At 37.9% G+C, this 23896-nt stretch carries 17 protein-coding genes and 1 other RNA gene; 12 read left to right on the top strand and 6 right to left on the bottom strand.

What is annotated here, in order from left to right:
• Positions 1-47: 47 nt before the first annotated feature.
• Positions 48-8216, bottom strand: coding sequence for a choice-of-anchor L domain-containing protein (locus OLM58_RS21875; protein WP_264530653.1), 8169 nt, complete (start codon positions 8214-8216; stop codon positions 48-50).
• Between the two features lie 501 nt (positions 8217-8717).
• Between OLM58_RS21875 and OLM58_RS21870 the strand changes: the two genes are divergently transcribed.
• The 7 genes from OLM58_RS21870 to OLM58_RS21840 all read left to right on the top strand — a co-directional run bounded on the left by OLM58_RS21870 (position 8718) and on the right by OLM58_RS21840 (position 15230).
• Positions 8718-9203: a SixA phosphatase family protein gene (locus OLM58_RS21870; RefSeq protein ID WP_017496680.1), complete on the top strand. Its 486-nt coding sequence runs from the start codon at positions 8718-8720 to the stop codon at positions 9201-9203.
• A 5-nt stretch (positions 9204-9208) separates the two neighbouring features.
• Entirely contained in the window at positions 9209-11278 is a 2070-nt protein-coding gene (gene ppk1, locus OLM58_RS21865; protein WP_264530652.1) for a polyphosphate kinase 1, read from the top strand.
• Positions 11279-11326: 48 nt separating this feature from the next.
• Positions 11327-12217, top strand: coding sequence for a Ppx/GppA phosphatase family protein (locus tag OLM58_RS21860; protein ID WP_264530651.1), 891 nt, complete (start codon positions 11327-11329; stop codon positions 12215-12217).
• Positions 12218-12395: 178 nt separating this feature from the next.
• Entirely contained in the window at positions 12396-12977 is a 582-nt protein-coding gene (locus OLM58_RS21855; protein WP_264530650.1) for a TMEM175 family protein, read from the top strand.
• A gap of 17 nt (positions 12978-12994) precedes the next feature.
• Positions 12995-13555, top strand: coding sequence for a Crp/Fnr family transcriptional regulator (locus OLM58_RS21850; protein WP_264530649.1), 561 nt, complete (start codon positions 12995-12997; stop codon positions 13553-13555).
• 61 nt (positions 13556-13616) lie between these two features.
• The gene (locus OLM58_RS21845) at positions 13617-14645 is read left to right on the top strand and encodes a saccharopine dehydrogenase (protein WP_264530648.1); all 1029 of its coding nucleotides are present in this window, start codon (positions 13617-13619) and stop codon (positions 14643-14645) included.
• Between the two features lie 6 nt (positions 14646-14651).
• The gene (locus OLM58_RS21840) at positions 14652-15230 is read left to right on the top strand and encodes an NAD(P)H-dependent oxidoreductase (protein WP_264530647.1); all 579 of its coding nucleotides are present in this window, start codon (positions 14652-14654) and stop codon (positions 15228-15230) included.
• A gap of 4 nt (positions 15231-15234) precedes the next feature.
• Here OLM58_RS21840 and OLM58_RS21835 read toward each other — a convergent pair whose 3' ends face one another.
• Together OLM58_RS21835 and dnaX are read right to left on the bottom strand one after the other, a co-directional pair.
• Positions 15235-15579 carry a DNA polymerase III gene (locus OLM58_RS21835; RefSeq protein ID WP_264530646.1) on the bottom strand — a complete coding sequence of 115 codons (345 nt, stop codon included), beginning with the start codon at positions 15577-15579 and terminating at the stop codon, positions 15235-15237.
• 287 nt (positions 15580-15866) lie between these two features.
• Positions 15867-16952: a DNA polymerase III subunit gamma/tau gene (gene dnaX / locus OLM58_RS21830; RefSeq protein WP_070908854.1), complete on the bottom strand. Its 1086-nt coding sequence runs from the start codon at positions 16950-16952 to the stop codon at positions 15867-15869.
• Positions 16953-17208: 256 nt separating this feature from the next.
• Between dnaX and OLM58_RS21825 the strand changes: the two genes are divergently transcribed.
• Positions 17209-17604 (top strand): NIPSNAP family protein, encoded by a 396-nt coding sequence (locus tag OLM58_RS21825; RefSeq protein WP_264530645.1) that lies wholly within the window; start codon positions 17209-17211, stop codon positions 17602-17604.
• 162 nt (positions 17605-17766) lie between these two features.
• On the top strand, positions 17767-18216 hold the full coding sequence (locus OLM58_RS21820; RefSeq protein WP_264530644.1) for a nuclear transport factor 2 family protein: 450 nt from the start codon (positions 17767-17769) through the stop codon (positions 18214-18216).
• A 167-nt stretch (positions 18217-18383) separates the two neighbouring features.
• Here the strand turns inward: OLM58_RS21820 and OLM58_RS21815 are convergent, their stop codons facing one another.
• Positions 18384-18677, bottom strand: a complete 294-nt coding sequence (locus OLM58_RS21815; RefSeq protein ID WP_026110008.1) for a hypothetical protein — start codon at positions 18675-18677, stop codon at positions 18384-18386.
• Positions 18678-18801: 124 nt separating this feature from the next.
• On the opposite strand from OLM58_RS21815, the gene rnpB reads away from it, so the two are divergent.
• The 3 genes from rnpB (at position 18802) to OLM58_RS21800 (ending at position 21455) form a co-directional block, all read left to right on the top strand.
• Positions 18802-19121, top strand: an RNA gene (gene rnpB, locus OLM58_RS21810) — RNase P RNA component class A.
• Between the two features lie 31 nt (positions 19122-19152).
• Positions 19153-20403 (top strand): cation:dicarboxylate symporter family transporter, encoded by a 1251-nt coding sequence (locus OLM58_RS21805; RefSeq protein ID WP_264530643.1) that lies wholly within the window; start codon positions 19153-19155, stop codon positions 20401-20403.
• 134 nt (positions 20404-20537) lie between these two features.
• Entirely contained in the window at positions 20538-21455 is a 918-nt protein-coding gene (locus tag OLM58_RS21800) for a ketopantoate reductase family protein (protein ID WP_264530642.1), read from the top strand.
• A 116-nt stretch (positions 21456-21571) separates the two neighbouring features.
• Here the strand turns inward: OLM58_RS21800 and OLM58_RS21795 are convergent, their stop codons facing one another.
• Entirely contained in the window at positions 21572-22261 is a 690-nt protein-coding gene (locus OLM58_RS21795; RefSeq protein ID WP_264530641.1) for a response regulator transcription factor, read from the bottom strand.
• A gap of 10 nt (positions 22262-22271) precedes the next feature.
• Positions 22272-23630 carry a sensor histidine kinase gene (locus OLM58_RS21790; RefSeq protein ID WP_264530640.1) on the bottom strand — a complete coding sequence of 453 codons (1359 nt, stop codon included), beginning with the start codon at positions 23628-23630 and terminating at the stop codon, positions 22272-22274.
• Positions 23631-23896 lie beyond the last annotated feature (266 nt).

The following is a 23896-nucleotide window of genomic DNA, read 5'->3' as shown; positions in this document are numbered from 1 at the left end:
AATTGTTGCTTTATGTGCTTGCTATGCAGTGAGATATGTTCTTTTTTTTATTTCGATAAATAAAGATATCCGTCTTTTTTATTATTCTGAAGTACATTATTTCCGTCCAATGATTTGTAGTTAATAATGTAGAAATAAGTTCCTGTTGGTAGTCCGTCAGATTGTTTCACTGTGGTTCGGCCTCTTGAAATTCCATCAAATGCATTGGTTTGATTGTTGTAATTGTGTGTTTCAAATACCAATACGCCCCAACGGTTATAGATTTCTACATCATTCTCTGGATAACAAGTGGTATCGCCGATACTGTCTATCGTGAAGACATCGTTGATTCCGTCACCATTTGGAGAAAAAGCATTGTGAACTACTATACTTCCACAGGCAAGTACTTTACAATCATCATTTATTGCCATATTCAGTACAATACTTCTTGGACAGCTAGCATCAGGTATTTTGTATTCGAATGTATAATTGCCTATTGCCAGACCTAAAGGATTAAAATTGTTTCCTTGTATGCTGTTGGTATTACTGTTATCTACCCAGATTCCGTTAGTAGGAGTACTTTCAGGTAACAATGATAGTAAGTTAATAATGGTCGAATCATCGTTACAGGCTGTACTGCTTACAGTCATTGTTTCGGTAGGAGTTGCTGTGATTGTAACAGTTGCAGTTGCAGTACAGGCTTGATTTCCTTTGTTTACAGAAGATGTTGCTGTAAGAGTATATGTACCGGCCGGTAGATTGGTGTTTGCAACAGTTTCATTTTTTTCATTTTTAATGATAACAGTTGAGCCTGGACTATTAGTTACCAGAATCGAACCACTTCTTCCGTTCGAACAGTTCACATTTGTAGCAACTCCAGATACTGAAACTTTGTTTTCTACAGTAAAGGTTTGAGTCAATAGCGTTTTATTACCGGCACAATCTGTTAAAGTATAGGTTCTCGTTAGGATGTAAGGACTTCCATCACAACCGCTTCCTCCATTATTGGCGTCACTTACAGTAATGTTTACCGTACTGCTGCAGTTATCCACAGCATTGGTTATGTCGCTCGGATTTCCAACAGGGATATCAGCAATAGTTTGCAGATTTGCTACATTTACTGGAGCTGTTCCTGTAGGTGGAGTGGTATCTCTAACGGTTATGATCTGAGTGTAAGAAATTGTATTTCCACTACAATCACTGGTGGTCCATTTACGGGTTAAAGTATAATTTGTACTACATTGATCCTCAGTATTGCTTTTTGTTTCGCTGAAAACAATTGGTAAGTTACCACTGCAATTATCGGAAGCTTCCATATTTGCCGGTTGAGGTACAGCATCACAAGAAACAGTAATATCGGCAGGTAGTGTTCCGGTAAAGGTTGGTTTTGAAGTATCCTGAATAGTAATCACCTGAGTGAAGGTGTCTGAGGTATTTCCACAATCGTCTTTCACAGTCCAGGTATTGGTATACGTTCCGGCATTAGAACAACCTTCAGAAGCTACAAATGAACCGCTTACTTTTACGATATTCGAAACATTGGTATCACAAGCGTCTGTAGCGGTTGGGAATAAAGCCTGTGCGGCAGTTAAAGCTGCTGTATCGCTGCATTCTAGAGTTTTGTTTAGAGAAGCAGTTTGTGTAGACCATGTTGGTTTTGAAGTATCCTGAATAGTAATCACCTGAGTAAAAGCATCAGAAGTATTTCCACAATCGTCTTTCACAGTCCAGGTATTGGTATATGTTCCGGCATTAGAACAACCTTCAGAAGCTACAAATGAACCGCTTACTTTTACGATATTCGAAACATTGGTATCACAAGCGTCTGTAGCGGTTGGGAATAAAGCCTGTGCGGCAGTTAAAGCTGCTGCATCGCTACATTCTAGGGTTTTGTTTAGAGAAGCAGCTGCAGTAGACCATGTTGGTTTTGAAGTATCCTGAATAGTAATCACCTGAGTGAAGGTATCTGAGGTATTTCCGCAATCGTCTTTCACAGTCCAGGTATTGGTATACGTTCCGGCATTAGAACAACCTTCAGAAGCTACAAATGAACCGCTTACTTTTACGATATTCGAAACATTAGTATCACATGCGTCTGTAGCGGTTGGGAATAAAGCCTGTGCGGCAGTTAAAGCTGCTGTATCGCTGCATTCTATTGTTTTGTTTAAAGAAGTAGCTGCAGTAGACCATGTTGGTTTTGAAGTATCCTGAATAGTAATCACCTGAGTAAAAGTATCAGAAGTATTTCCACAATCGTCTTTCACAGTCCAGGTATTGGTATACGTTCCGGCATTAGCACAACCTTGAGAGGCCACAAAAGCACCGCTTACTTTTACAATGTTTGAAACATTAGTATCACAAGCGTCTGTAGCGGTTGGGAATAAAGCTTGTGCGGCAGTTAAAGCTGCTGTATCGCTGCATTCTATTGTTTTGTTTAAAGAAGTAGCTGCAGTAGACCATGTTGGTTTTGAAGTATCCTGAATGGTAATCACCTGAGTGAAAGTATCAGAAGTATTTCCACAATCGTCTTTCACAGTCCAGGTATTGGTATACGTTCCGGCATTAGCGCAACCTTGAGAGGCCACAAAAGCACCGCTTACTTTTACGATATTCGAAACATCAGTATCACAAGCGTCTGTAGCGGTTGGGAATAAAGCCTGTGCGGCAGTTAAAGCTGCTGTATCGCTGCATTCTATTGTTTTGTTTAAAGAGGCAGCTGCAGTAGACCAGGTAGGAGCAGAAATATCTTGTACAATGATCACCTGACTAACAGGAAGAGAGACATTTCCACAGGCATCAACAGCAGTCCAGGTTCTGGTTTGTGTATAGGAACCCGCACATCCACCAGGTGTAATAACATCTGTGTAGGTTAAGGATGAAATCACTCCATTATTATCTGTTGCAGTGGCAGTAGCAAATACTGGTGTCGCAGGACAATTAATAGTAGAAGTTTGTGGCAGTGGGTCAATTATTGGTTTAATAGAATCGCCGTCGATAATAGTAACTGATTTAGATATAGTACAAGAGTTTGCATCAGTAACCGTTACGGTATAAGTTCCGGCAGTAAGAGCACTTGCTGTAGCTGCTGTTCCACCAGACGGAGACCATAGATAAGTATATCCTGGAGTTCCACCGGAAACATTTACAGTAGCGGATCCCGTATTATCACCTCCACAACCTACATTCATTTGTGAAGTGGTAGTGGTTAGAACTGTTGGTTCAGTGATCGTAAAAGTTTTAGTGATGGTACAAAGATTTGCATCTTTTATGGTCACGGTGTATGTTCCGGCAGCTAAATTAGAAGCCGTTGCGGCAGATCCTCCAGATGGAGCCCAGGAGTAAGTATAGGCTCCGGTTCCTCCTGAAACTGTTACCGTTGCAGAACCATTTGTTCCGGCATTACAAGACACATTCGTTTGTGACGTTGTAGCAGTCAATGCAGCTGCTGGTTCGGTAATGGTTATAGTTTTAGTAATTGTACAAAGATTAGCGTCTTTAATCGTCACAGTGTAAGTTCCGGCTGCTAAATTAGAAGCGGTTGCTGCAGATCCTCCTGATGGCGACCAGGAATAGGTATAAGCTCCGGTTCCTCCTGTAGGTGTTACTGTTGCAGAACCTGTTGTATTTGATTTACAAAGCACGTTGGTTTGTGAGGTAGTAGCAGTTATAGCGGTTGGTTCTGTGATGGTAAAAGTTTTAGTGATGGAACAAAGATTAGCATCTTTTATGGTCACGGTATACGTTCCGGCAGCTAAATTAGAAGCGGTTGCTGCAGACCCTCCAGATGGTGCCCAAGAGTAAGTATAAGCTCCCGTTCCTCCGGAAACTGTTACCGTTGCAGAACCATTTGTTCCTGCATTACAAGCTACATTGGTTTGTGAAGTAGTAGCAGTTAAAGCAGCTGCAGGTTCGGTAATGGTTACGGTTTTAGTGATGGAACAAAGATTAGCATCTTTTATGGTCACAGTATACGTTCCGGCGGCTAAGTTTGAAGCCGTTGCTGCTGATCCTCCAGATGGTGACCAGGAATACGTATAGGCTCCTGTTCCTCCGGTAGGGGTTACCGTTGCAGATCCTGTTGCATCTGATTTACAAAGTACGTTGGTTTGTGAAGTAGTTGCAGTTATAGTGCTTGGCTCTGTGATGGTAAAAGTTTTAGTAATCGTACACAGATTAGCATCTTTTATGGTCACAGTGTACGTTCCGGCTGCTAAGTTAGAAGCCGTTGCTGCAGATCCTCCCGATGGTGCCCATGAATAAGTATAGGCTCCGGTTCCTCCCGAAACGGTTACTGTTGCAGACCCTGTTGCTCCTGAATTACAAGACGCATTGGTTTGCGAAGTAGTAGCAGTTAAAGCAGCTGCAGGTTCGGTAATGGTTACTGTTTTAGTGATGGTACACAGATTAGCATCTTTAATCGTAACGGTATAAGTTCCCGCTGCTAAGTTAGAAGCGGTTGCGGCAGATCCCCCAGATGGTGCCCAGGAATAAGTATAGGCTCCGGTTCCTCCTGTAGGTGTCACTGTTGCAGACCCCGTTGCATCTGATTTACAAAGCACGTTGGTTTGTGAAGTAGTAGCCGTTAGAGCAGCTGCAGGTTCAGTGATGGTAAAAGTTTTAGTGATGGTACACAGATTAGCATCTTTTATGGTCACGGTATACGTTCCAGCAGCTAAGTTAGAAGCCGTTGCTGCAGACCCTCCAGATGGTGCCCATGAATAAGTATAGGCTCCAGTTCCTCCGGAAACGGTTACTGTAGCAGATCCTGTTGTATCTGATTTACAAAGTACGTTGGTTTGTGAAGTAGTTGCAGTTAATGCAGCTGCAGGTTCTGTGATAGTAAAAGTTTTAGTGATGGAACAAAGATTAGCATCTTTTATGGTCACGGTATAAGTTCCGGCAGCTAAGTTTGAAGCCGTAGCTGCAGATCCTCCCGATGGTGACCAGGAATAGGTATAGGCTCCTGTTCCTCCGGTAGGGGTTACCGTTGCAGATCCTGTTGCATCTGATTTACAAAGTACGTTGGTTTGTGAAGTAGTTGCAGTTATAGTGGTTGGCTCTGTGATGGTAAAAGTTTTAGTAATCGTACACAGATTTGCATCTTTAATTGTTACGGTGTATGTTCCGGCAGCTAAGTTAGAAGCCGTTGCTGCAGATCCTCCCGATGGTGACCAGGAATAAGTGTATGCTCCGGTTCCTCCCGAAACGGTTACCGTTGCAGACCCTGTTGCTCCTGAATTACAAGATGCATTGGTTTGCGAAGTAGTAGCCGTTAAAGCGGCTGCAGGTTCTGTGATGGTAAACGTTTTAGTGATGGTACACAGATTTGCATCTTTAATCGTCACGGTATAAGTTCCCGCTGCTAAGTTAGAAGCAGTTGCGGCAGATCCCCCAGATGGTGCCCAGGAATAAGTATAGGCTCCGGTTCCTCCTGTAGGTGTCACTGTTGCAGACCCCGTTGCATCTGATTTACAAAGCACGTTGGTTTGTGAAGTAGTAGCCGTTAGAGCAGCTGCAGGCTCAGTGATGGTAAAAGTTTTAGTGATGGTACAAAGATTAGCATCTTTTATGGTCACGGTATACGTTCCGGCAGCTAAGTTAGAAGCCGTTGCTGCAGATCCTCCAGATGGTGCCCATGAATAAGTATAGGCTCCTGTTCCTCCGGAAACTGTTACCGTTGCAGATCCTGTTGTATCTGATTTGCAAAGTACGTTGGTTTGTGAAGTAGTTGCAGTTAATGCAGCTGCAGGTTCTGTGATAGTAAAAGTTTTAGTGATGGTACAAAGATTGGCGTCTTTAATGGTTACCGTATAAGTTCCTGCTGCTAAGTTTGAAGCCGTAGCTGCAGATCCTCCCGATGGTGCCCAGGAATAAGTATAAGCTCCTGTTCCTCCGGAAACTGTTACTGTAGCAGATCCCGCTGTATCTGATTTACAAAGTACGTTAGTTTGCGAAGTAGTAGCCGTTAGAGCAGCTGCAGGCTCAGTGATGGTAAAAGTCTTAGTAATCGTACAGAGATTAGCATCTTTTATGGTCACGGTATACGTTCCGGCAGCTAAGTTAGAAGCCGTTGCTGCAGATCCTCCAGATGGTGCCCATGAATAAGTATAGGCTCCTGTTCCTCCGGAAACTGTTACAGTTGCAGATCCTGTTGTATCTGATTTGCAAAGCACGTTGGTTTGTGAAGTAGTTGCAGTTAATGCAGCTGCAGGTTCTGTGATAGTAAAAGTTTTAGTGATGGTACAAAGATTTGCATCTTTAATGGTCACGGTATACGTTCCCGCAGCTAAGTTAGAAGCGGTTGCGGCAGATCCTCCGGATGGTGACCAAGAGTAGGTGTATGCTCCCGTTCCTCCGGTAGGCGTTACTGTTGCAGAACCTGTTGTGCCTGATTTACAAAGTACATTGGTTTGCGAAGTGGTAGCCGTTATAGCTGTTGGTTCTGTGATCGTGAAAGTTTTAGTAATTGTACAAAGATTGGCGTCTTTAATCGTTACCGTATAAGTTCCGGCAGCTAAGTTAGAAGCCGTTGCTGAGGTTTGTACCGGAGTTGTGTTCCAGGAGTAGGTATAAGGTGCGGTTCCTCCGGCAGGAGTTACCGTTGCAGAACCTGTTGTTCCTGCATTACAGGTCACATTAGTTTGTGATGTGGTAGCGGTTAAGACAGCAGTCGGCTCCGTAATAATGATTTGTTTGGTACCAGTACATCCTTTGGAATCAGTAGCGGTTACAGTGTAAGTTCCGGCAGCTAAGTTAGAAGCCGTTGCTGAGGTTTGTACCGGAGTTGTATTCCAGGAGTAGGTATAAGGCGCAGTTCCTCCCGAAGCAGTTACCGTTGCAGAACCTGTTGCGCCTCCTTTACATTTTACGTCAACATGAGAAGCGGCAGTTTCTGTTATCACAATGTTAGTTTGACTTACAACAACTGGTTTCGTATCAGAACAACCGGATTGTGTGTTTTGACCTTTAATGTAATAAGTTCCTACCGGCGCTGCAGTTGGTGTATTGTATGGAATAGTGGCAGCGGCATCTTGCCAATAGGTGTAAGTTAGCCCTGAAGTACTTCCTGCGGTAACGGCTGGTAAAGTAAGGTCGGCAGTTCCATTTACGCATACAGGGGCAGGATTAGTGATAACCAAAGTGTTTGTCGCAAAACTTTTTGCTTTTAAAAATACACCGGCATCCCATTGTTGATCTGAGGCATCGGCAATGGCCATTTTTATTTTGTAAGTTTTTCCCGCTGTAACAGCATAAGTAGCAGTAAGAACTACTGTTGAACCATCATACTCCATAGTGGTGGAACCAGGGGGATTGTTTGTATAATAGGTAGCATTTTTTGCCGGAAAAGCAACGTTATTTACGTTTGTTCCGGCAGAATGTATGTTATTTATGGTTACGGCATCACCGTTTGGTAATTGTGCAAGATTGATAGCGTTATTGGTATAAGTTCCGGTAATTCCAAAACCACTTAAAAAGAAACCGAATGCATCATTAAAATCGGTATTTACGTATTCCAGATATTCTTCTGAAGCAAAAACGAATTTGAATTCTACAAGATTACCATCCGGAATAAAATTAAATTCTAATATAGAGGCATCATGCATTGTTTCTCCCGAAATTGCAGTTAAATCCTGATCACTTGCTGCACTAACCATTGCATCCGATTTGTTGGTATAGGTATTCGGCCCCATGGCAGAGCTAATTTTTCCTGTAGATAAAAGAAGTCCTTCGTCGATTGGAAAGGTTGAAGTACCCTTACTGAAGTAACCCAATTGACGATCTCCCGCAGTAGCAGACCAGGTGTGATCGACCCAGGTCCAGTTGTTGTTGTTATTTCTGTAATAACCGAAACGAACATTACTTATGGTCAAACAGCCGGAGGTTAAGATATTACGAACAAGCTGATCCGCATTATAAGCATTATAACCTGTTGAGGGATTGGCGACATCAATAGAGCCGGCAACAGCTGCCAATGCACTAACGGCCTCTGTAGAAGCTGCTGTTTTTGCTGTCTTTGAGGTTGCCTTGCTATAAGGAAGAGTATTTCCATATCTAACAGGGATTTCCTGAGCAACAACTGCCGAAGAGTACAGGGCTAATCCTAAAATTAAAATTAAAAATGATTTTAAACTAATTTTGGAAAAGGCATCTTGTTGATCATTTTTGTGAAACGGGAAAAAATAGGTACCACATTTAATGAAATTTCCCACTTCTTGTAGAGTAGTTTTAGTTTTCATATTTTAGGATTTTGTTTTTTGAAGTACTTGTGATATTTTAACAAAACCAAAGTTATAAGGTGTAATTAATTTTGGTTTTTTTTCTCCGTAACTAACCTAAAAACTCGTTGAAGTGTATTTTTTTTGTTAAATGAAGCGTTAAAAAACACTTTTTTTAGACATTTTTGACAAATAAAAAAGGGTCTAAAATTTATATTTTCCATTAAAAACCGAATTTTAAAAATGGTTTAAATGTTTAATATTCAATTATTTAGTGTGTTTTTTGAGAATAGTAATACTATCGACTAAGTGTTTGATTTAATAGATGAAGAACACTTTTTTCTAAAAAGAGAGAATCTTCTTTTTTTGATTTTTGAGATTTTTGACTTAGGTGTTCGCTGTTAAAATTTTGTTTAAATGTTAACAGAAGTAAAAAAATGAAAAGGTTTAGAATTTCTTTTGTAAATTAGAAGTTCAATAAAAAAATCATCTTCACTTAAGAAGTTTGTAAACCTTTTGCTTATGAAAAACTTAATTTTAATACGCCATGCAAAATCAAGTTGGGAAGCTCCGTTAAAAGATTTCGATAGACCTTTAATGAAAAAAGGCATTTTAGACGCACATGACGTATCGTCTACAATTTTAGAGTTTCTTCCTAAAACCTATATAATGTGGAGTAGTACTGCTGCAAGGGCCCTGGAAACAGCACTTATTTTTGCACAAAATATTTCATATCCTCTGGAAAGTATCATTTTTAAAGACGACCTTTATACCTTTGATGACAGACAACTCGAAAAAGTTATCAAATCATGTGATAATAGTTTTGAAAGCGTTATTCTTTTTGGACATAACGAGGCTATTACAAATTTTGTTAATAAATTTGGGGATGTTTTTATTGAAAATGTACCTACGTCAGGCTTTGTATCACTACAGTTTGATGCCGAAAGCTGGGACAGCATTCATAAAGGTAAAACTCATAAAACAATTTTCCCCAAAGATTTAAAATAGATAAAGTGTACGAACAGAAATATATCGATAGAGAAAAAAGTTGGTTAGCGTTTAATGCAAGAGTACTTCAGGAAGCCGGAGATAGTTCAGTTCCACTTTTAGACAGGTTGCGTTTTGTTGGAATTTTTTCAAACAATTTAGATGAATTTTTTAGAGTTCGTTATGCTGCAATTCGAAGATTAAGCCTTTCAGGGATTTCCGGTGAAAAATATTTAGGAGGAGTTTCAGCACACCAATTAATTAAAGACATTACCGAAATTGTTATTCAGCAGCAATCTGAAAGTTTGCGCATTTTGGGAAATATCGAAGCAGAATTGGAAGCCGAAAATATCTTTATTATCAATGAAGATCAAATTACAAGAGATCAGGAGAGCTATCTGAAAGACTTTTTTGTTCAGAAGTTAAGCCCTGAATTGGTAACCATCATCTTAAATGATCTGGCAGAATTCCCTGTTCTTAAAGATACCTTGGGATATTTGGCAGTTCGTCTGGAAATGAATACCAATGATGAAGTTCGCTACGCTGTTATCGAAATTCCTAAAACGATAAACAGGTTTGTAGTGCTGCCGTCTGAAGATGATAAGCAATATGTGATACTGATTGATGATGTTATCCGTTACAATCTGAAAAACATATTCAATATTTTTGATTACAAAAGTGTTTCGGCACATATGATCAAAATTACGCGTGATGCTCAGTTGGATATCGACAGCGATTTGAGTAAAAGTATGCTCGAAAAAATTGCATCATCTGTAAAAGACAGAAGAATAGGAGAGCCCGTTCGTTTTATTTATGATAATTTGATCGAAGAAGATACATTGCGTTTCTTTTTGGATAAAATGAAAATCGTTGAAACCGATAGTATAATTCCGGGAGGGCGTTATCACAACAGACGTGATTATATGAGCTTTCCTAATTTAGGTCGATACGATTTACTGTATAAACCAAACGAACCTTTGCCAATTCCGGGGTTGAGTCTGGAGGGAAGTATTTTAGAAAAGATCAGTAAAAAAGATTATCTACTGCACGCCCCATACCAGTCATTTTCTTATCTGACGAAATTTTTGCGTGAAGCTGCCCTGGATCCAAAAGTTACCAGTATAAAAATCACTTTATACCGTTTGGCAAAAAACTCGCAGATTATCAGTTCCTTGATTAATGCTGCGAAAAATGGTAAAAAAGTAACGGTTCAGATCGAACTTCAGGCACGATTTGATGAGGCATCGAATATTTCCTATGCCGAGCAAATGCAAACAGAAGGGATTGATTTGATTTTTGGAATAAAAGGTCTAAAAGTGCACAGTAAAATTTGTGTGATCGAAAGAGTGGAGGAAGGAAAAACACGCCGTTACGGATTTATTTCAACCGGAAATTTTAACGAATCGACGGCTAAAATTTACACCGATGTAACCTTGTTTACCTGTCATCAGCAAATTCTGAAAGACATTTCTAAAATATTCGAGTTCTTTGATATCAATTACCGAGTGCACCGATACAAACATTTAATAGTATCCCCACATTATACCCGAACAAAATTTATCAAATTAATCGATCGTGAAATTCTGCATGCGCTGGCCGGCAGAAAAACACATATTAAATTAAAAATGAACAGTTTGTCTGATTTTAAAATGATCGATAAATTGTATGAGGCTAGTAATGCGGGAGTTAAAATTCAACTTCAGGTGAGAGGGATTTGTTCGCTAATTCCGGGAATTCCGGGAATGAGTGAAAATATTGAAGCGATAAGTATCGTTGATAACTATCTGGAACATTCAAGGGTTTATATTTTTGGAAATGCCGGATTGACCGAAGTATACATTTCATCAGCCGATTTCATGACCCGAAATCTTGACGGAAGAGTCGAAGTTACCTGCCCGATTTACGACCTTCAAATAAAGAAAGAACTAATAGATAATTTTAATATTGCGTGGAAAGGGAATGTCAAAGTGAGATATCATTCCTATAAACTGGATAATAAATACAAGCCTAGAAACCATCATGCCCCATTTAGAGCACAGTTAGAAACGTATAAGTACTATCAGAATAAAATAACAGTTCAGGAAGAAGTGGTGTAGCGTAAGCGATTAATTAAAAACAATAAAAAAATAAAATCATAAGTGAGCATGATTAATATAAGGAAATTTGCAGCGATAGATATTGGATCGAATGCCATGAGGCTTCTGATATCGAATGTTGTAGAACAAGATGGAAAAGAACCCCAGTTTAACAAAAGTTCACTTGTTCGTGTGCCAATTCGTTTGGGACAAGATGCCTTTACCGTAGGAGAAATTTCAGCAGAAAATATAGACCGAATGGTGGATGCTATGAAAGCATTCAACCTTTTGATGAAAGTACATAAAGTAGAACGTTATATGGCGTTTGCAACTTCGGCAATGCGCGAGGCCTATAATGCAAAGGAAGTTGTGGCACTAATTAAGAAAAAAGCCGATATAAAAATAGAAGTTATTGACGGTAAAAAAGAAGCCGCAATTATTGCTTCGACCGATTTACATCATCTCCTAAAAACAGACGAGACTTATCTTTTTGTGGATGTTGGAGGCGGAAGTACCGAGTTTACTTTGTTTTCTGACGGGAAAATGATCAATTCAAGATCTTTCAAAGCCGGAACCGTTCGTTTGTTAAATAATATGGTACACGATGTCGTTTGGGATGAAATTGAAAAATGGATCAAAACCAATACGGAAGGTTATGAAGAAGTAACACTGATTGGTTCAGGTGGAAACATCAATAAATTGTTTAAAATGTCCGGGAAACAGCAGGAAAAACCACTTTCGTACATCTATATCAATTCACAGTATGTTTTTCTGAACTCCTTAAGTTATGAGCAACGAATCGCTGAATTGGGATTAAACTCAGATCGTGCCGACGTAATTATTCATGCTACCAGAATTTATCTGAATGCTATGAAATGGAGTGGTGCACGTCAGATTTATGTTCCTAAAATTGGACTTTCTGATGGAATTGTAAAAGCGATGTATTACGGTAAAATTTAAAAATATCAACTTTTTTTGCCGCGATTTGTGCGATGTGAACAGTTGAAGCAGTTGCGTAATTTGTTCATTCCAAATATCAAAAAAAATTAGTGGAGATTTGTGAAATTCGTGGCAAAAAAAATCTTTAGAAATTTTTTAATCAAGGGCAAAAATAAATGTTAACCAACAAATACAATAAATGAATAAAACCAGACTTGAGGCTTTTAGTGATGGTGTTTTGGCTATTATCATTACCATCATGATTTTAGAAATTAAAGTACCGGCAGGTTCTGAATTTACCGATTTAAAGCCGTTGATTCCTAAGTTTTTAAGTTATGTTCTGAGTTTTATTTATGTGGGTATTTACTGGAACAATCACCATTATTTAATTCATAGCCTGGGTAAGGTAAATGGAAAAATTCTTTGGGCCAACTTGCACTTGCTTTTTTGGCTTTCTTTAATTCCTGTTGCAACCGGATGGATGGGCGAACATAACTTTGCCAAAGCATCTATGGCTTTGTATGGAACTGTCTTGCTTTTGTGCTCCATTGCTTACTTTATTTTGCAACGCATTATAATTCTTAATGAAGGAGCAAATTCGACATTGGCAAAGGCGATAGGACGTGATTTAAAAGGACACACTTCTTCGGTTTTGTACATTTTTGGAATTGTATTTTCGTTTTACAACGAATGGATTTCAGGTGCGGCTTATTTTACTGTTGCTTTATTATGGCTCATTCCGGACAAAAGGATAGAGAGAATTTTTGCCTCTAAAAATTAATTTATTTTGAGTTTATAATGAAATCAGTTTTTCAATCCATTAAGAATTTACCGCAGGAAATACTAGATCAGATGGATGAGTTAGTTACAGTCCGAAAACTTAAAAAAGGTGATCTTTTATTGAGAGAGGATCAGGTTTGTAACGAAATTGTACTGATTAAAAAAGGAATTTTAAGATCCTTCTTTTTCAACCATCAGGGCAATGAGATTACCAATTGTTTTGCTTTTGAGAACGATTTTATGGGATCGTTTTCAAGTTTTATCACGCAAAAAGTCGCCGAAGAAAATATTCAGGCACTTACCGATACTGAAATTGAAGTTATCAGTAAAGATGGGATAGAAAAACTCTATCAATCCAGTATTTATTGGCAGGAAGTTGGTCGAAAAATTGCAGAAATGGAGTATGTGACACTGCAAAAAAGAATGATTTCTTTTCAGAAACTTTCAGGAACTCAGCGGTATGAAGAACTTTATCAAAATCATAAAAACTACATTCAGCTGATTCCGCTTCAATATCTCGCCTCTTATCTGGGGGTTACTCCAAGACATTTAAGCCGAATCCGTAAAGCAATTTTATAGGACATTTGTCCGGTTCCTGAGAGAGGTTTTCCTATTATTTTTGTTTCAAACAAATAGAATAATGAGGAAAAATATTTTAATAATCGGTGGAACAGGAATAGTAGGTAAAGTTATTTTGAGCATACTCAAAGGAAGAAAATCCGACTATAAAGTCTTTGTCGGCAGTCGTCATGCCGGAAAAAATGGAAACACTTTAGTTGTCGATGTAAACAATCCCGAAACTTTTAATACGATATTGGAACATAACATCGAATTGATTCTCATGTGCACCAAAGATCGTGATAATGAAATCTTGCAATTTGCCATTCAAAACGGTTTGGACTATCTTGATATCACAAAACCAACTCCGGATTTAACCGCTGCATATAATTTTGCCCAAGCAAATAAACTTAAGATAAACAGTCGAATTGTTTTTGCGTCAGGCTGGATGGGTGGGATTGTAAGCAGTCTGGTGAATCAAATAGAACCGGATAGTGCTAAAATTCAGGAAACAAATCTTTATATTTATTACTCTATCAGGGATTTGGCAGGAAAAAGTTCTGCTCATTTTTTGGCTGAAAACGTCTGTAAGCCCTTCGTAATTTATGAGAATGACAGCTCTAAAAATGTCAAACATTTTTCAGACTCACAAAACTTTAATTTTTCATTTGGAATAGGAAAACGGCAAGTGTATCATTTGGATGTTCCGGATTTATTCATTTTAAATCAGATCGAAAAAATACCAACTGTTTCAGTAAAAATGACTTATAATTCAAAAGTAGTTACCCGTTTAATGGGGTATCTTCAATCGCTTAAGGTTTTTAATATTATGTCTTTAAAAGAAAGGCAGCTGTTGTTTGGCTCCAGTGGGAAAGGAGATCAGGCTGTTTTTGAAGTCGTGATTAAAACGCAGTATAAAACAAAACGCATCAGTTTGCAGAGTACAAAAGGTCAGGCAGAATTGACGGCTTTTTCGGCAGTTTTACATGTCGAAAAGCTATTGAGTGAAAAAGTGGCTGACGGAATCTATTTTAGCCATCAGATACACTCTTCTGAAGAAATTTATGAAGAATTAACGGGGTACAACACCATTAATGTCAAAATAAGCTAATTGAAAATGAAAAATATTCTTATCATCAACGGCCATCCAAACCCATCCAGTTTTAATTTTGCGATTGCAGAATCTTATCTCAAAGGAGCAATTGCTTCGAAAGCCACAGTGGATACAATTACAATTGCAAAGCTGGATTTCAATCCGAATTTGCAATTTGGCTATCAAAAACGTACCGAGTTAGAACCTGATCTTCTGGCGTCTTGGGAGAAGATTAAAAAGGCAGACCATTTGGTATGGATTCATCCGGTTTGGTGGGGTGGCTTGCCGGCAATTACTAAAGGGTTTATTGATCGTTTGTTTTTACCGGGGATGGCTTTTCAATATCGTGAAAATTCGGTTTGGTGGGACAAATTGTTAAAAGGGAAAACCGCTCATATTATCACCACTTTAGACCAGCCTGGCTGGTATTACAGATTGTTTTACGGAAGACCAAGTGTCAATCAGCTTAAAAAAGCTACGCTCGAATTCTGTGGTATCAAGCCGGTGAAAGTGAGTTATATCGGAATTATAAAAACTGCTGATGAAGTGCAAAGAAAAAAATGGCTTCAAAAAGTATACAACTGGGGATTGCATACTAAATAAGAAGTTAAGAAGGTAAATCTAGTCCAAATGTTGAACGTAAAAGTTCGATGTTTGGATTGATTTCCACGAAGCGATTGTATCGGTCCTGATCGTTAAGACTGCGTTTAATTTCGATGGTTTCGTTAACCTGAACCTCAATGGTAATATCATGATTGTGTAAATGACCTTTTAGATGTCCTAAAAGTCCATATATCTGACCTTCAAAATCCAGCTTAGCGCCTTCGTTCGGAAGTTCAAAAGTAATTACAGTCCCGTTTAATTTAGGATCATTGATCAGTAATAAAGACTGCATGATCTTATGACCTTTATCACCCAGACGTTGTGCGTATTTATTCCACTGCAGTAGCATTTCAGTTTCGGTAAATTCTTCCGTAGGCAGTTCAGTAGTCGGCTTTACAACAGTTTTACTGTTGGCTTCCAGTTCTTTTTTCTTGCGAATACTGGATAAGGAAAAGGCAGAAATTTTAGGCTCCGTACTGGTTTCAGGCTGAGGAACTGCGGGAACTTCTGTTTTTGGTGCTGAAGTTGTTTCTGCATTTTGAGAAGTTACAGTTTCAGGCGTTTGAACAGTTTCTGTTTTTGGAGTTTTAACTTCAACGATAGAATATCCGCCGTTTTTATAATAAGTAGGGGGAATTATGAATTGCTCAACTTTTTTTTTTCTCCATCAAAATTGATAGAGGCCAATTGCATCAAACACAGTTCAACCAAAAGGCGTTGGTTTTGACTTAGTTTGTATTTTAAATCGCAGTCGTTAGCAATGTCAATGCCTTTTAGTAGAAAATCCTGTGAACATTTTTGCGCCTGAACACCATACATTTGCTGCGCCTGTTCGCCTACTTCAAGTAAAGCGATTGTTGCAGGAGTTTTACTTACCAGCAAATCTCTGAAATGCGATGCCAGTCCGGCAATAAAATGATGTCCGTCGAAACCTTTCGCAAGGATATCGTTGTACGCCAGTAAAAGATCCGGAATTTTATTTTCTAAAAGTAAATCGGTAATGCTAATGTACGTCTCGTAATCTAAAACGTTTAGGTTTTCGGTTACCGCCTGACGTGTTAAATTAGTTCCGCAATACGAAACCACACGGTCAAAAATTGATAAAGCATCACGCATTGCGCCATCGGCCTTTTGAGCAATAATGTGCAAGGCATCGTCTTCAAAATTGATCCCCTGACTTGCAGCAACGTCAGCTAAGTGTTCTTTAGCATCTTTTACCGTAATTCTTTTGAAATCAAAAATCTGACAACGAGATAAAATCGTTGGAATAATTTTGTGTTTCTCTGTTGTAGCCAGAATGAAAATAGCATGTTTTGGCGGTTCTTCCAATGTTTTAAGAAAAGCATTAAAAGCTGCCGAAGACAACATGTGGACTTCGTCAATGATGTACACTTTATATTGTCCGGTTTGTGGTGGGATTCGAACCTGATCAATCAGATTACGAATGTCATCAACAGAGTTGTTTGAAGCAGCATCTAACTCAAAAACGTTAAAAGCAAAATCTTCATTTGGATCATCATATCCGGGCTGATTTATTTTTCGTGCCAGGATACGTGCACAGGTTGTTTTTCCAACACCACGCGGTCCGGTGAATAAAAGAGCAGAAGCAAGGTGATTACTGTCAATAGCATTCAACAAAGTGTTGGTAATGGCTTTCTGTCCCACTACATCTTTAAATGTTTGTGGACGATATTTACGCGCCGATACTACAAATTGTTCCATATTCTATTTTATTCGTTAGCAAATATAGGGTATAATTTAGTGATTTAAAAATTTAAAAATTCAAAGATTTTTAAGTGTTTGAGTTACTGTAGGTTTTGTTGGCGGTGTTTTTTCGCGTCACTTAGAGGAAGTGTTTTGATCTTCAGATTGGATTGTTTATTTGTAAAGAAAAAGGACTAATTTTAGGAACGATAAAATACCGTAATAATCTGTTTTGATTTGAATCTGACTTTGGAAATTAATTGGAATTTAAACTATGAAACGACATTTTTTGATTTTAATAGCATTGATAGCCTTTACTGCAAAAGGACAAAATAAAACTACGGACCCTATTTATCAGCTTCGTGTTTATGAAATTTTTGAGTCCAATAAAAATCAGTTCCATGAACGTTTTCGCGATCATGCCATGCGTATCATGAAGAAGTATAATTTTAAGATCACCTCCATCTGGGAATCCAAATCGGACAAAAAAACAGAGTTTGTTTATTTTCTGGAATGGCCGGACGAAACGACTATGAAAAAAGCGTGGGAAGGTTTTAAAAGTGATCAGGAATGGATCGCGATTAAAAAAGAATTTACAGCAAAATATGGCGATGTAGTGGGGGATATTGAAGACCGGATTTTGACAAAGACGGATTATTCCCCAAAATGATCCCTGTGCTTTTTTTAGGTTTGTTTAGAGGTTTTACACCCTGAAATTTATAAAGAGTATTACTTCAGCAGCTAGTATGTTGTGGGTTTTGCTTCAAAATATTTGAAACGTGCGTCTCATTGATAAATTTAGCCGCAATCTCATTTTAACTCCTTAATTTTTATGAAAAACTATTTATTGGTAATTGCATTTGCATTTTTTTCGTCTGCTCTTCAGGCACAAACCGCTCAGGATACACTTGATATTAAACGTGTTGCTTTGGCTTACATCGAGGCGCAACACAATCCAAATCCGAAATTGATGGAAAGTGCTTTGCATCCCAGATTGGTAAAACGATCTGTCTTTAGAAGTAAAGCTGCTCAGAAAGATTATATTTCAGAATACTTTGCAGAGAATATGGTTATCCTTGCGGAAACGTATAATGCGAAGGGAGACAAATTCCCGAAAAACCCCAGAAAGGAAATAAAGTTATTGGATGTTTCAGCACGTACAGCATCAGTAAAATTACTGGCCGATGCCTGGATTGATTACATGCACATCGTAAAAACCAACGGAGAATGGAAAATCATAAATGTGCTTTGGCAGTACAATGATGTGTCGCAACACGAGTAAATGATAAATTTGTTTAGAGTAAAAACAAATTTATCATTTTTACTCTAAACAAAAAACATAATTTTCTTATGAAACCAAGTGCCTTAGCCCTGATAGGATCGGTATCCTTTTTCTTGCTCCTTTAGCAAGGAAAAGATAAAGCGGATAGCAGGATTGGCTCCTGGAAATTACCTTCCCTTAATACTTAAATCAGATAAAAATTTTACCGTTTCCTGATCGGAGTCAGCAGAGAAACCTGCGACGTAAACCCCTTTTTTGCCTGAGATTGATTTAATTCCGTATACAACTGCCTCATCGCCGGGGTCTGAATTCCCTTCGTATCGATACACATGAACAATTTCAAATTTTTCAGGATTCTTTTTTATCAGGTCTGAGTTTAAGTTAAAATCAAACGTAAATCCTTTTTCATTCAATTGATCTAAAGCTTTTGAAACAGTTGCGTAGTGATACATTCTAGTCATGATAATTGAATTTTAAAATTATGGATTTTAAAGATAACCAATTTAAAATTAAATTGTTATGAAAATGGCGCGAAAATCTAAAATTTAAAATCATTATTTTTAGTTGATAAAGTGTTACTTTTGCCCCGCAGACCGCCTTATCGTCGTTCCGATTGATCGGAAGGGAGGAAAGTCCGGACACCACAGAGAAGCATAGCGGGTAATACCCGTCGGTCTCGATTAATCGGGGCAAGGACAAGTGCAACAGAAAGTATGTACAGATAATGCTGTAGTGAAACCAGGTAAACTCTATGCGGTGAAATACCAAGTATATCAGCATTTAAGGGCTTCTCGTCCGTTGTTGAAGGGTAGGTAGCTTGAGTCTCGTAGCAATACGGGATCTAGATAAATGATAAGGCTCCGATTTATCGGGGACAGAATCCGGCTTATAGGTCTGCATTTTTTATATATTTGTGAAACTCTCTAATCTGCCTTCATGAATATAACTGCTCCAAAACCTTCAAATCAACCCCAAAAAAGTACTTTTAGGCTTATCGTTACGAATCTTACTTTTTGGGTTCTTATTGCCATTATTGCTGGAATTTTGCTCGGTCATTTTTCGCCCGCGAATGGGGTGAAAATGGAAATACTGGGAGCTAAGTTTATTGCATTGATCAAACTTTTTATTGGCCCGATTATATTTCTGACGATCGTTTTGGGAATTTCCGGAATGGGGAACCTGAAAAAAGTGGGGCGAATTGGAATTAAAGCACTAGGTTATTTTGAAGTGGTTTCGACTGTAGCTTTGGCTATAGGCGTGGCTGTTGCCTATTTTTTTAAACCCGGCAAAATCGACAAATCCAGTTTGACTTTGGGAGATGCCAGTCAATATACAACGAATGCTGCGGAGCATTTCTCATGGCTGCAGTTTTTCTTGTCCAATTTTACACTCCAGGTTTTACTGGCCGCTATTGTTTGTGGTATTGCATTGAATTTTTATAAAAAAAGAGAACAGACGATTCTGGTTTTAGAACGTTTTTCTAATGTGGTTTTCCTGGGATTAAAATATGTGATGTATCTCGCTCCTGTTGGTGCTTTTGGCGGTATGGCTTACACTATCGGGAAGTTTGGTCTGCAAACACTTATTCCGCTTGGGAAATTGATGTTGTGCGTGTATCTAACGATGGCACTTTTTGTTTTTCTGATTCTGGGAAGCATTCTGAGATATTATAAAATCAGGATTCTCTCTGTTTTGAAATATATTAAGGAAGAGCTTTTACTCGTGTTGGGGACTTCATCTTCTGAGGCAGCTTTACCGAGTATTATGGTGAAACTGGAACAGATGGGATGCAGTAAATCGGTTGTGGGATTGGTGATTCCAACGGGTTATTCTTTTAATTTGGATGGAACTTCAATTTATTTGTCGATGTCGGTAATATTTCTGGCGCAATTGTATGATGTGCATTTGAGTTTCTTTGAGATTTTAAGTGTTATCGGAATTTTGATGATTACCTCAAAAGGTGCTGCCGGAGTAACCGGAAGCGGATTTATTGTGTTGGCTTCAACTTTAACGGCCTTACATAAAATTCCGGTTGAAGGTTTGGCTTTTTTACTGGGGGTTGATAAGTTTATGAGTGAAGCGAGAGCGATTACCAATTTGATTGGAAATACGGTGGCAACAATTATCATTTCGAAAACAGAACGCGATTTTACAGAGCTGAACCTGGATCCTGTTGTAGAGGAATAATATTGTGAGATGTGAAACCTGAAACTTGAAACCTGTAACCTGAAACCTGAAACTTGAAACTTGAAACCTGAAACTTGGAATTTGAGGTTTGGAATTTGGGATTTGAAACTTAGAATTTGTTAAATTGAATTTTTATGAAAAGAATTGGAATTTTAGGACTCGGTGGAGTAGGTGGTTATTTCGGCGGACTTTTGGCGAAAGCCTATTATAAATCTGATGAAGTCGAAGTTATCTTTATTGCTCGTGGCGCCACACAAAAAGCTATTGCTGATAGCGGATTGAAAATTGTAACGGATGACTCAGAAATGATTGTGCATCCAAAATTGGTTTCAAATAATCCGGAGGAAATTGGTGAACTGGATTATTTAATTTGTGCTACCAAAACCTATGATATTGAGGAAAGTTTAGTTTTACTTCAAAGCTGTATTGTGGCTAAAACGGTCATTCTTCCATTGTATAATGGAGTTGACGCACCTGAACGCATTCAGAAAATATTTCCTCAGAACGATATTCTGCAAGGCTGTGTTTATATCATTTCGATGATTACTTTACCCGGAACCATCAGAAAAATGGGTTTTTATGAGAAATTGTTTTTTGGTTCTAAGACGGTTTCTGCTTCAAAATTAGAAGAATTACAAGGAATTTTTCAGCAGGCCAGAATTGAAAGTTATTGGGTAGAAAATATTGAAGAAACAGTATGGGAAAAGTTTATTTTTATTTCGGCATTGGCCTCGACGACTTCCTATCTGAATTTGCATATTGGCGAAATTATAGACCGTCCGGAGGCGATGGCAGTTTATGTAGAACTTGTACAGGAAATTGATGCGGTTGCCAAAGCAAAAGGATTAAAACTGCCGGATGATATTGTAAATCAGACCGTACTTAAGTTGGAAAAATCACCACGCGAAGCTACATCGTCGATGCACAGAGATCTATTAGCAGGCAAGAATACCGAAGCCCTTTCACTTACTAAGTTTGTATTGACTGAAGGGATTAAGTATGACGTAAAAACGCCGCTTTATGAAAAGATAACTAACATATTGTTGCCTTAGATTTGTGATTTGTTTTGCTGAATGGACTAAGCTAGTTTCGGGGGGTAAAGAAAGTATTTTTACTTTACGCAAAAGTTATTGAGTGATAGTATTTAAAAAAGAAAAACCTTGCTTTGTCAAGGTTTTTCTATTTTAAATTCCAATCCAATATTTCGGGTGCTTTCAATGCTGATTTTCGGATCGGAATTAAAATATTTTCTGAGCCTGCTAATAAAAACATCCATACTTCGTCCTGAGAAATAATCATCTTTTTTCCAGACCGACATTAAGATTTGATCCCTCTTTAATAACTGGTTATGATTCAGATATAAATACTCAATAAGAGCAGCTTCCATTTCTGTAAGCTGCTGGACATGATTTTTGTTATTTAGGGTTAGTCTTTCGTTATCAAAAACATAAGAGCCAATTTCGATTATGTTGTTTCCATCCAGACTTCTTTTTTGTTCGATTCTTTTTAGAATATTCTGCAAACGCAGAATGAGTTCGTCTACTTCAAAAGGTTTTATGATATAATCGTCTGCACCCAGTTTTAATCCGATGATTTTATCTTCTATTAACTTTCGTGCAGTTAAAAAAATAAATGGAATCTCAGGGTTGATTGTAATTATTTTTTCGGCCAGTGAAAATCCGTCCAATTTTGGCATCATGACATCCAAAATACAAATGTCAAAAGTCTGACTTGAAAAATAGTCTAAAGCTGTTTCTCCATTTTCTGCCCAAATGACTTCAAATTGATGTAATTCTAAATATTGTTTCAAAATTGCCGCAAAATCAAAATCGTCCTCGGCTAAAAGTAATTTTTTCAAAATAAGGGAATTAAACTTTTAATAAAATAGTAAACTGAGTTCCTTTTCCAAGATCACTCACCACGCTAACAGAGCCCTGATGCGCTTTTATAATTTGATCAACATAATACAATCCTAATCCTAAACCTTTTGTATTGTGAAGATTTCCTTGTTCTACTCGATAGAATTTTTCAAAAAGAAGAGATTGTTTGTTCTTTTCAATCCCGATTCCGTCATCTTCAACACTAATCGAAAATTGATTTTGGTTTAGATTTGTTTTTAATGTAATGGAGTTCGAACCATATTTTGCCGCATTTTCCAAAACATTCAGAAGAGCGGTAGTCAAATAGAATTTATCCAGAAGCAAGTTTGTTTTCTGTGTCTGAAAATTGGTTTTAATGTCGATTTTAGGATATGTAATTTTAAAATCATTAACGATCGTCAAGAGAAAATTTTCGGTTTCGATATTTTCTTTTTGCAATTCGATTCCGTTTTCTGCCAGCGAATTGGCCATAACCTGATCAATCAAATTCTGTAAACGATTGTTCTGACGTGAAATTGTATTGACGATAGCATTAAAGTTCTCGTCATTATCCCGAATGTCTTTTCGCTCTAATATTTTGGTCGAAATACCTAAAGTCGTCAAAGGGGTTTTTAGTTCGTGGGTAATATTATTGATGAAATCGGTTTTAACATCGTTGGCCTTCTTCTGTTTGATTAATGCTTTTATGGCAATAAAAAAAAGAGTTATCAGGGTTGCTATTGAAAGTAAAGACAAAATGAGAACGAAGGTCATTCGTTTTAAAATGATCATTTCCCAGTCGATTACTGAAACGTACATCGAATCCTCAGTCAATAATTTGTAATTCTTATTTTCAAAAGTTCCGTTGGTAGTTCCAACATAATTCCGAACTAAAAAGGCATGATTTAATGAGATCAGATTTCCGTATAGTTTGTTTCGGATAAAAGGCTTTTCAGAGAAAATGGTATCCGCTTTTGCGTGGTTGGGGTACAGAACAAATTTATTCAGGACAATTGCAAAGTCTATTTTTAGGTCGGGTAAATCTCTTTTAAATTTGCTCTGAATTTTTTGTGTCAAAGCGTCGCTATATTCATTTTCCAGAATATACTTTTTTATCTCAAACTTGTTATTTTTTCCCTGAATGTAATTTTCAGATAATTGCTGGTAAAGCGCTTCTTTTTTGGCGACTATTACCGAGTCTATGTCGCTATAATCATTAGAGATACCGGCAATTTTATTCTTGATTTCGGTGTGAAACTGTGCCACTTTGTAATCGTAGGTTGTTTTTACCAAATAACATTGCACTGTTGATAAAACAATCAGAGCGATGACAGAAAAAGCTATTAGTAAATTGATTCTTTGTTTCATGAATTGTTTTTATTGCCACACTGATACTACAGATTAAACTGGTTTACGCGGGTTTGTTTTGTTTGCCTAAAAAAAACACGTTTCACTTATTTAAAACACACATAGTTTATGTGAAAAGAAAGATATTTCTTTTTTGCCTCCTTTACGACACCTAAGAGCTATGTATCTATGTGTTTCATAAATTTTAATGACTGCAATGTGATTTATTAAACGGATATAAATCTCCGGGTCATTCTCCATTCAAAAATAATCCTTTTGTCAGACAA

Source organism: Flavobacterium sp. N502540 (assembly GCF_025947365.1).
Lineage (GTDB): Bacteria > Bacteroidota > Bacteroidia > Flavobacteriales > Flavobacteriaceae > Flavobacterium.
The sequence above is the reverse complement of the archived record's forward strand: the minus strand, read 5'-3'. Positions and strand labels throughout refer to the sequence as shown.

Coding starts and splice junctions, on each gene's coding strand:
- OLM58_RS21875 (WP_264530653.1), bottom strand. CDS start 8,216: ATGAAAACTAAAACTACTCTACAAGAAGTGGGAAATTTCATTAAATGT.
- OLM58_RS21870 (WP_017496680.1), top strand. CDS start 8,718: ATGAAAAACTTAATTTTAATACGCCATGCAAAATCAAGTTGGGAAGCT.
- OLM58_RS21860 (WP_264530651.1), top strand. CDS start 11,327: ATGATTAATATAAGGAAATTTGCAGCGATAGATATTGGATCGAATGCC.
- OLM58_RS21855 (WP_264530650.1), top strand. CDS start 12,396: ATGAATAAAACCAGACTTGAGGCTTTTAGTGATGGTGTTTTGGCTATT.
- OLM58_RS21850 (WP_264530649.1), top strand. CDS start 12,995: ATGAAATCAGTTTTTCAATCCATTAAGAATTTACCGCAGGAAATACTA.
- OLM58_RS21845 (WP_264530648.1), top strand. CDS start 13,617: ATGAGGAAAAATATTTTAATAATCGGTGGAACAGGAATAGTAGGTAAA.
- OLM58_RS21840 (WP_264530647.1), top strand. CDS start 14,652: ATGAAAAATATTCTTATCATCAACGGCCATCCAAACCCATCCAGTTTT.
- OLM58_RS21835 (WP_264530646.1), bottom strand. CDS start 15,579: ATGCTACTGCAGTGGAATAAATACGCACAACGTCTGGGTGATAAAGGT.
- dnaX (WP_070908854.1), bottom strand. CDS start 16,952: ATGGAACAATTTGTAGTATCGGCGCGTAAATATCGTCCACAAACATTT.
- OLM58_RS21825 (WP_264530645.1), top strand. CDS start 17,209: ATGAAACGACATTTTTTGATTTTAATAGCATTGATAGCCTTTACTGCA.
- OLM58_RS21820 (WP_264530644.1), top strand. CDS start 17,767: ATGAAAAACTATTTATTGGTAATTGCATTTGCATTTTTTTCGTCTGCT.
- OLM58_RS21815 (WP_026110008.1), bottom strand. CDS start 18,677: ATGACTAGAATGTATCACTACGCAACTGTTTCAAAAGCTTTAGATCAA.
- OLM58_RS21805 (WP_264530643.1), top strand. CDS start 19,153: ATGAATATAACTGCTCCAAAACCTTCAAATCAACCCCAAAAAAGTACT.
- OLM58_RS21800 (WP_264530642.1), top strand. CDS start 20,538: ATGAAAAGAATTGGAATTTTAGGACTCGGTGGAGTAGGTGGTTATTTC.
- OLM58_RS21790 (WP_264530640.1), bottom strand. CDS start 23,630: ATGAAACAAAGAATCAATTTACTAATAGCTTTTTCTGTCATCGCTCTG.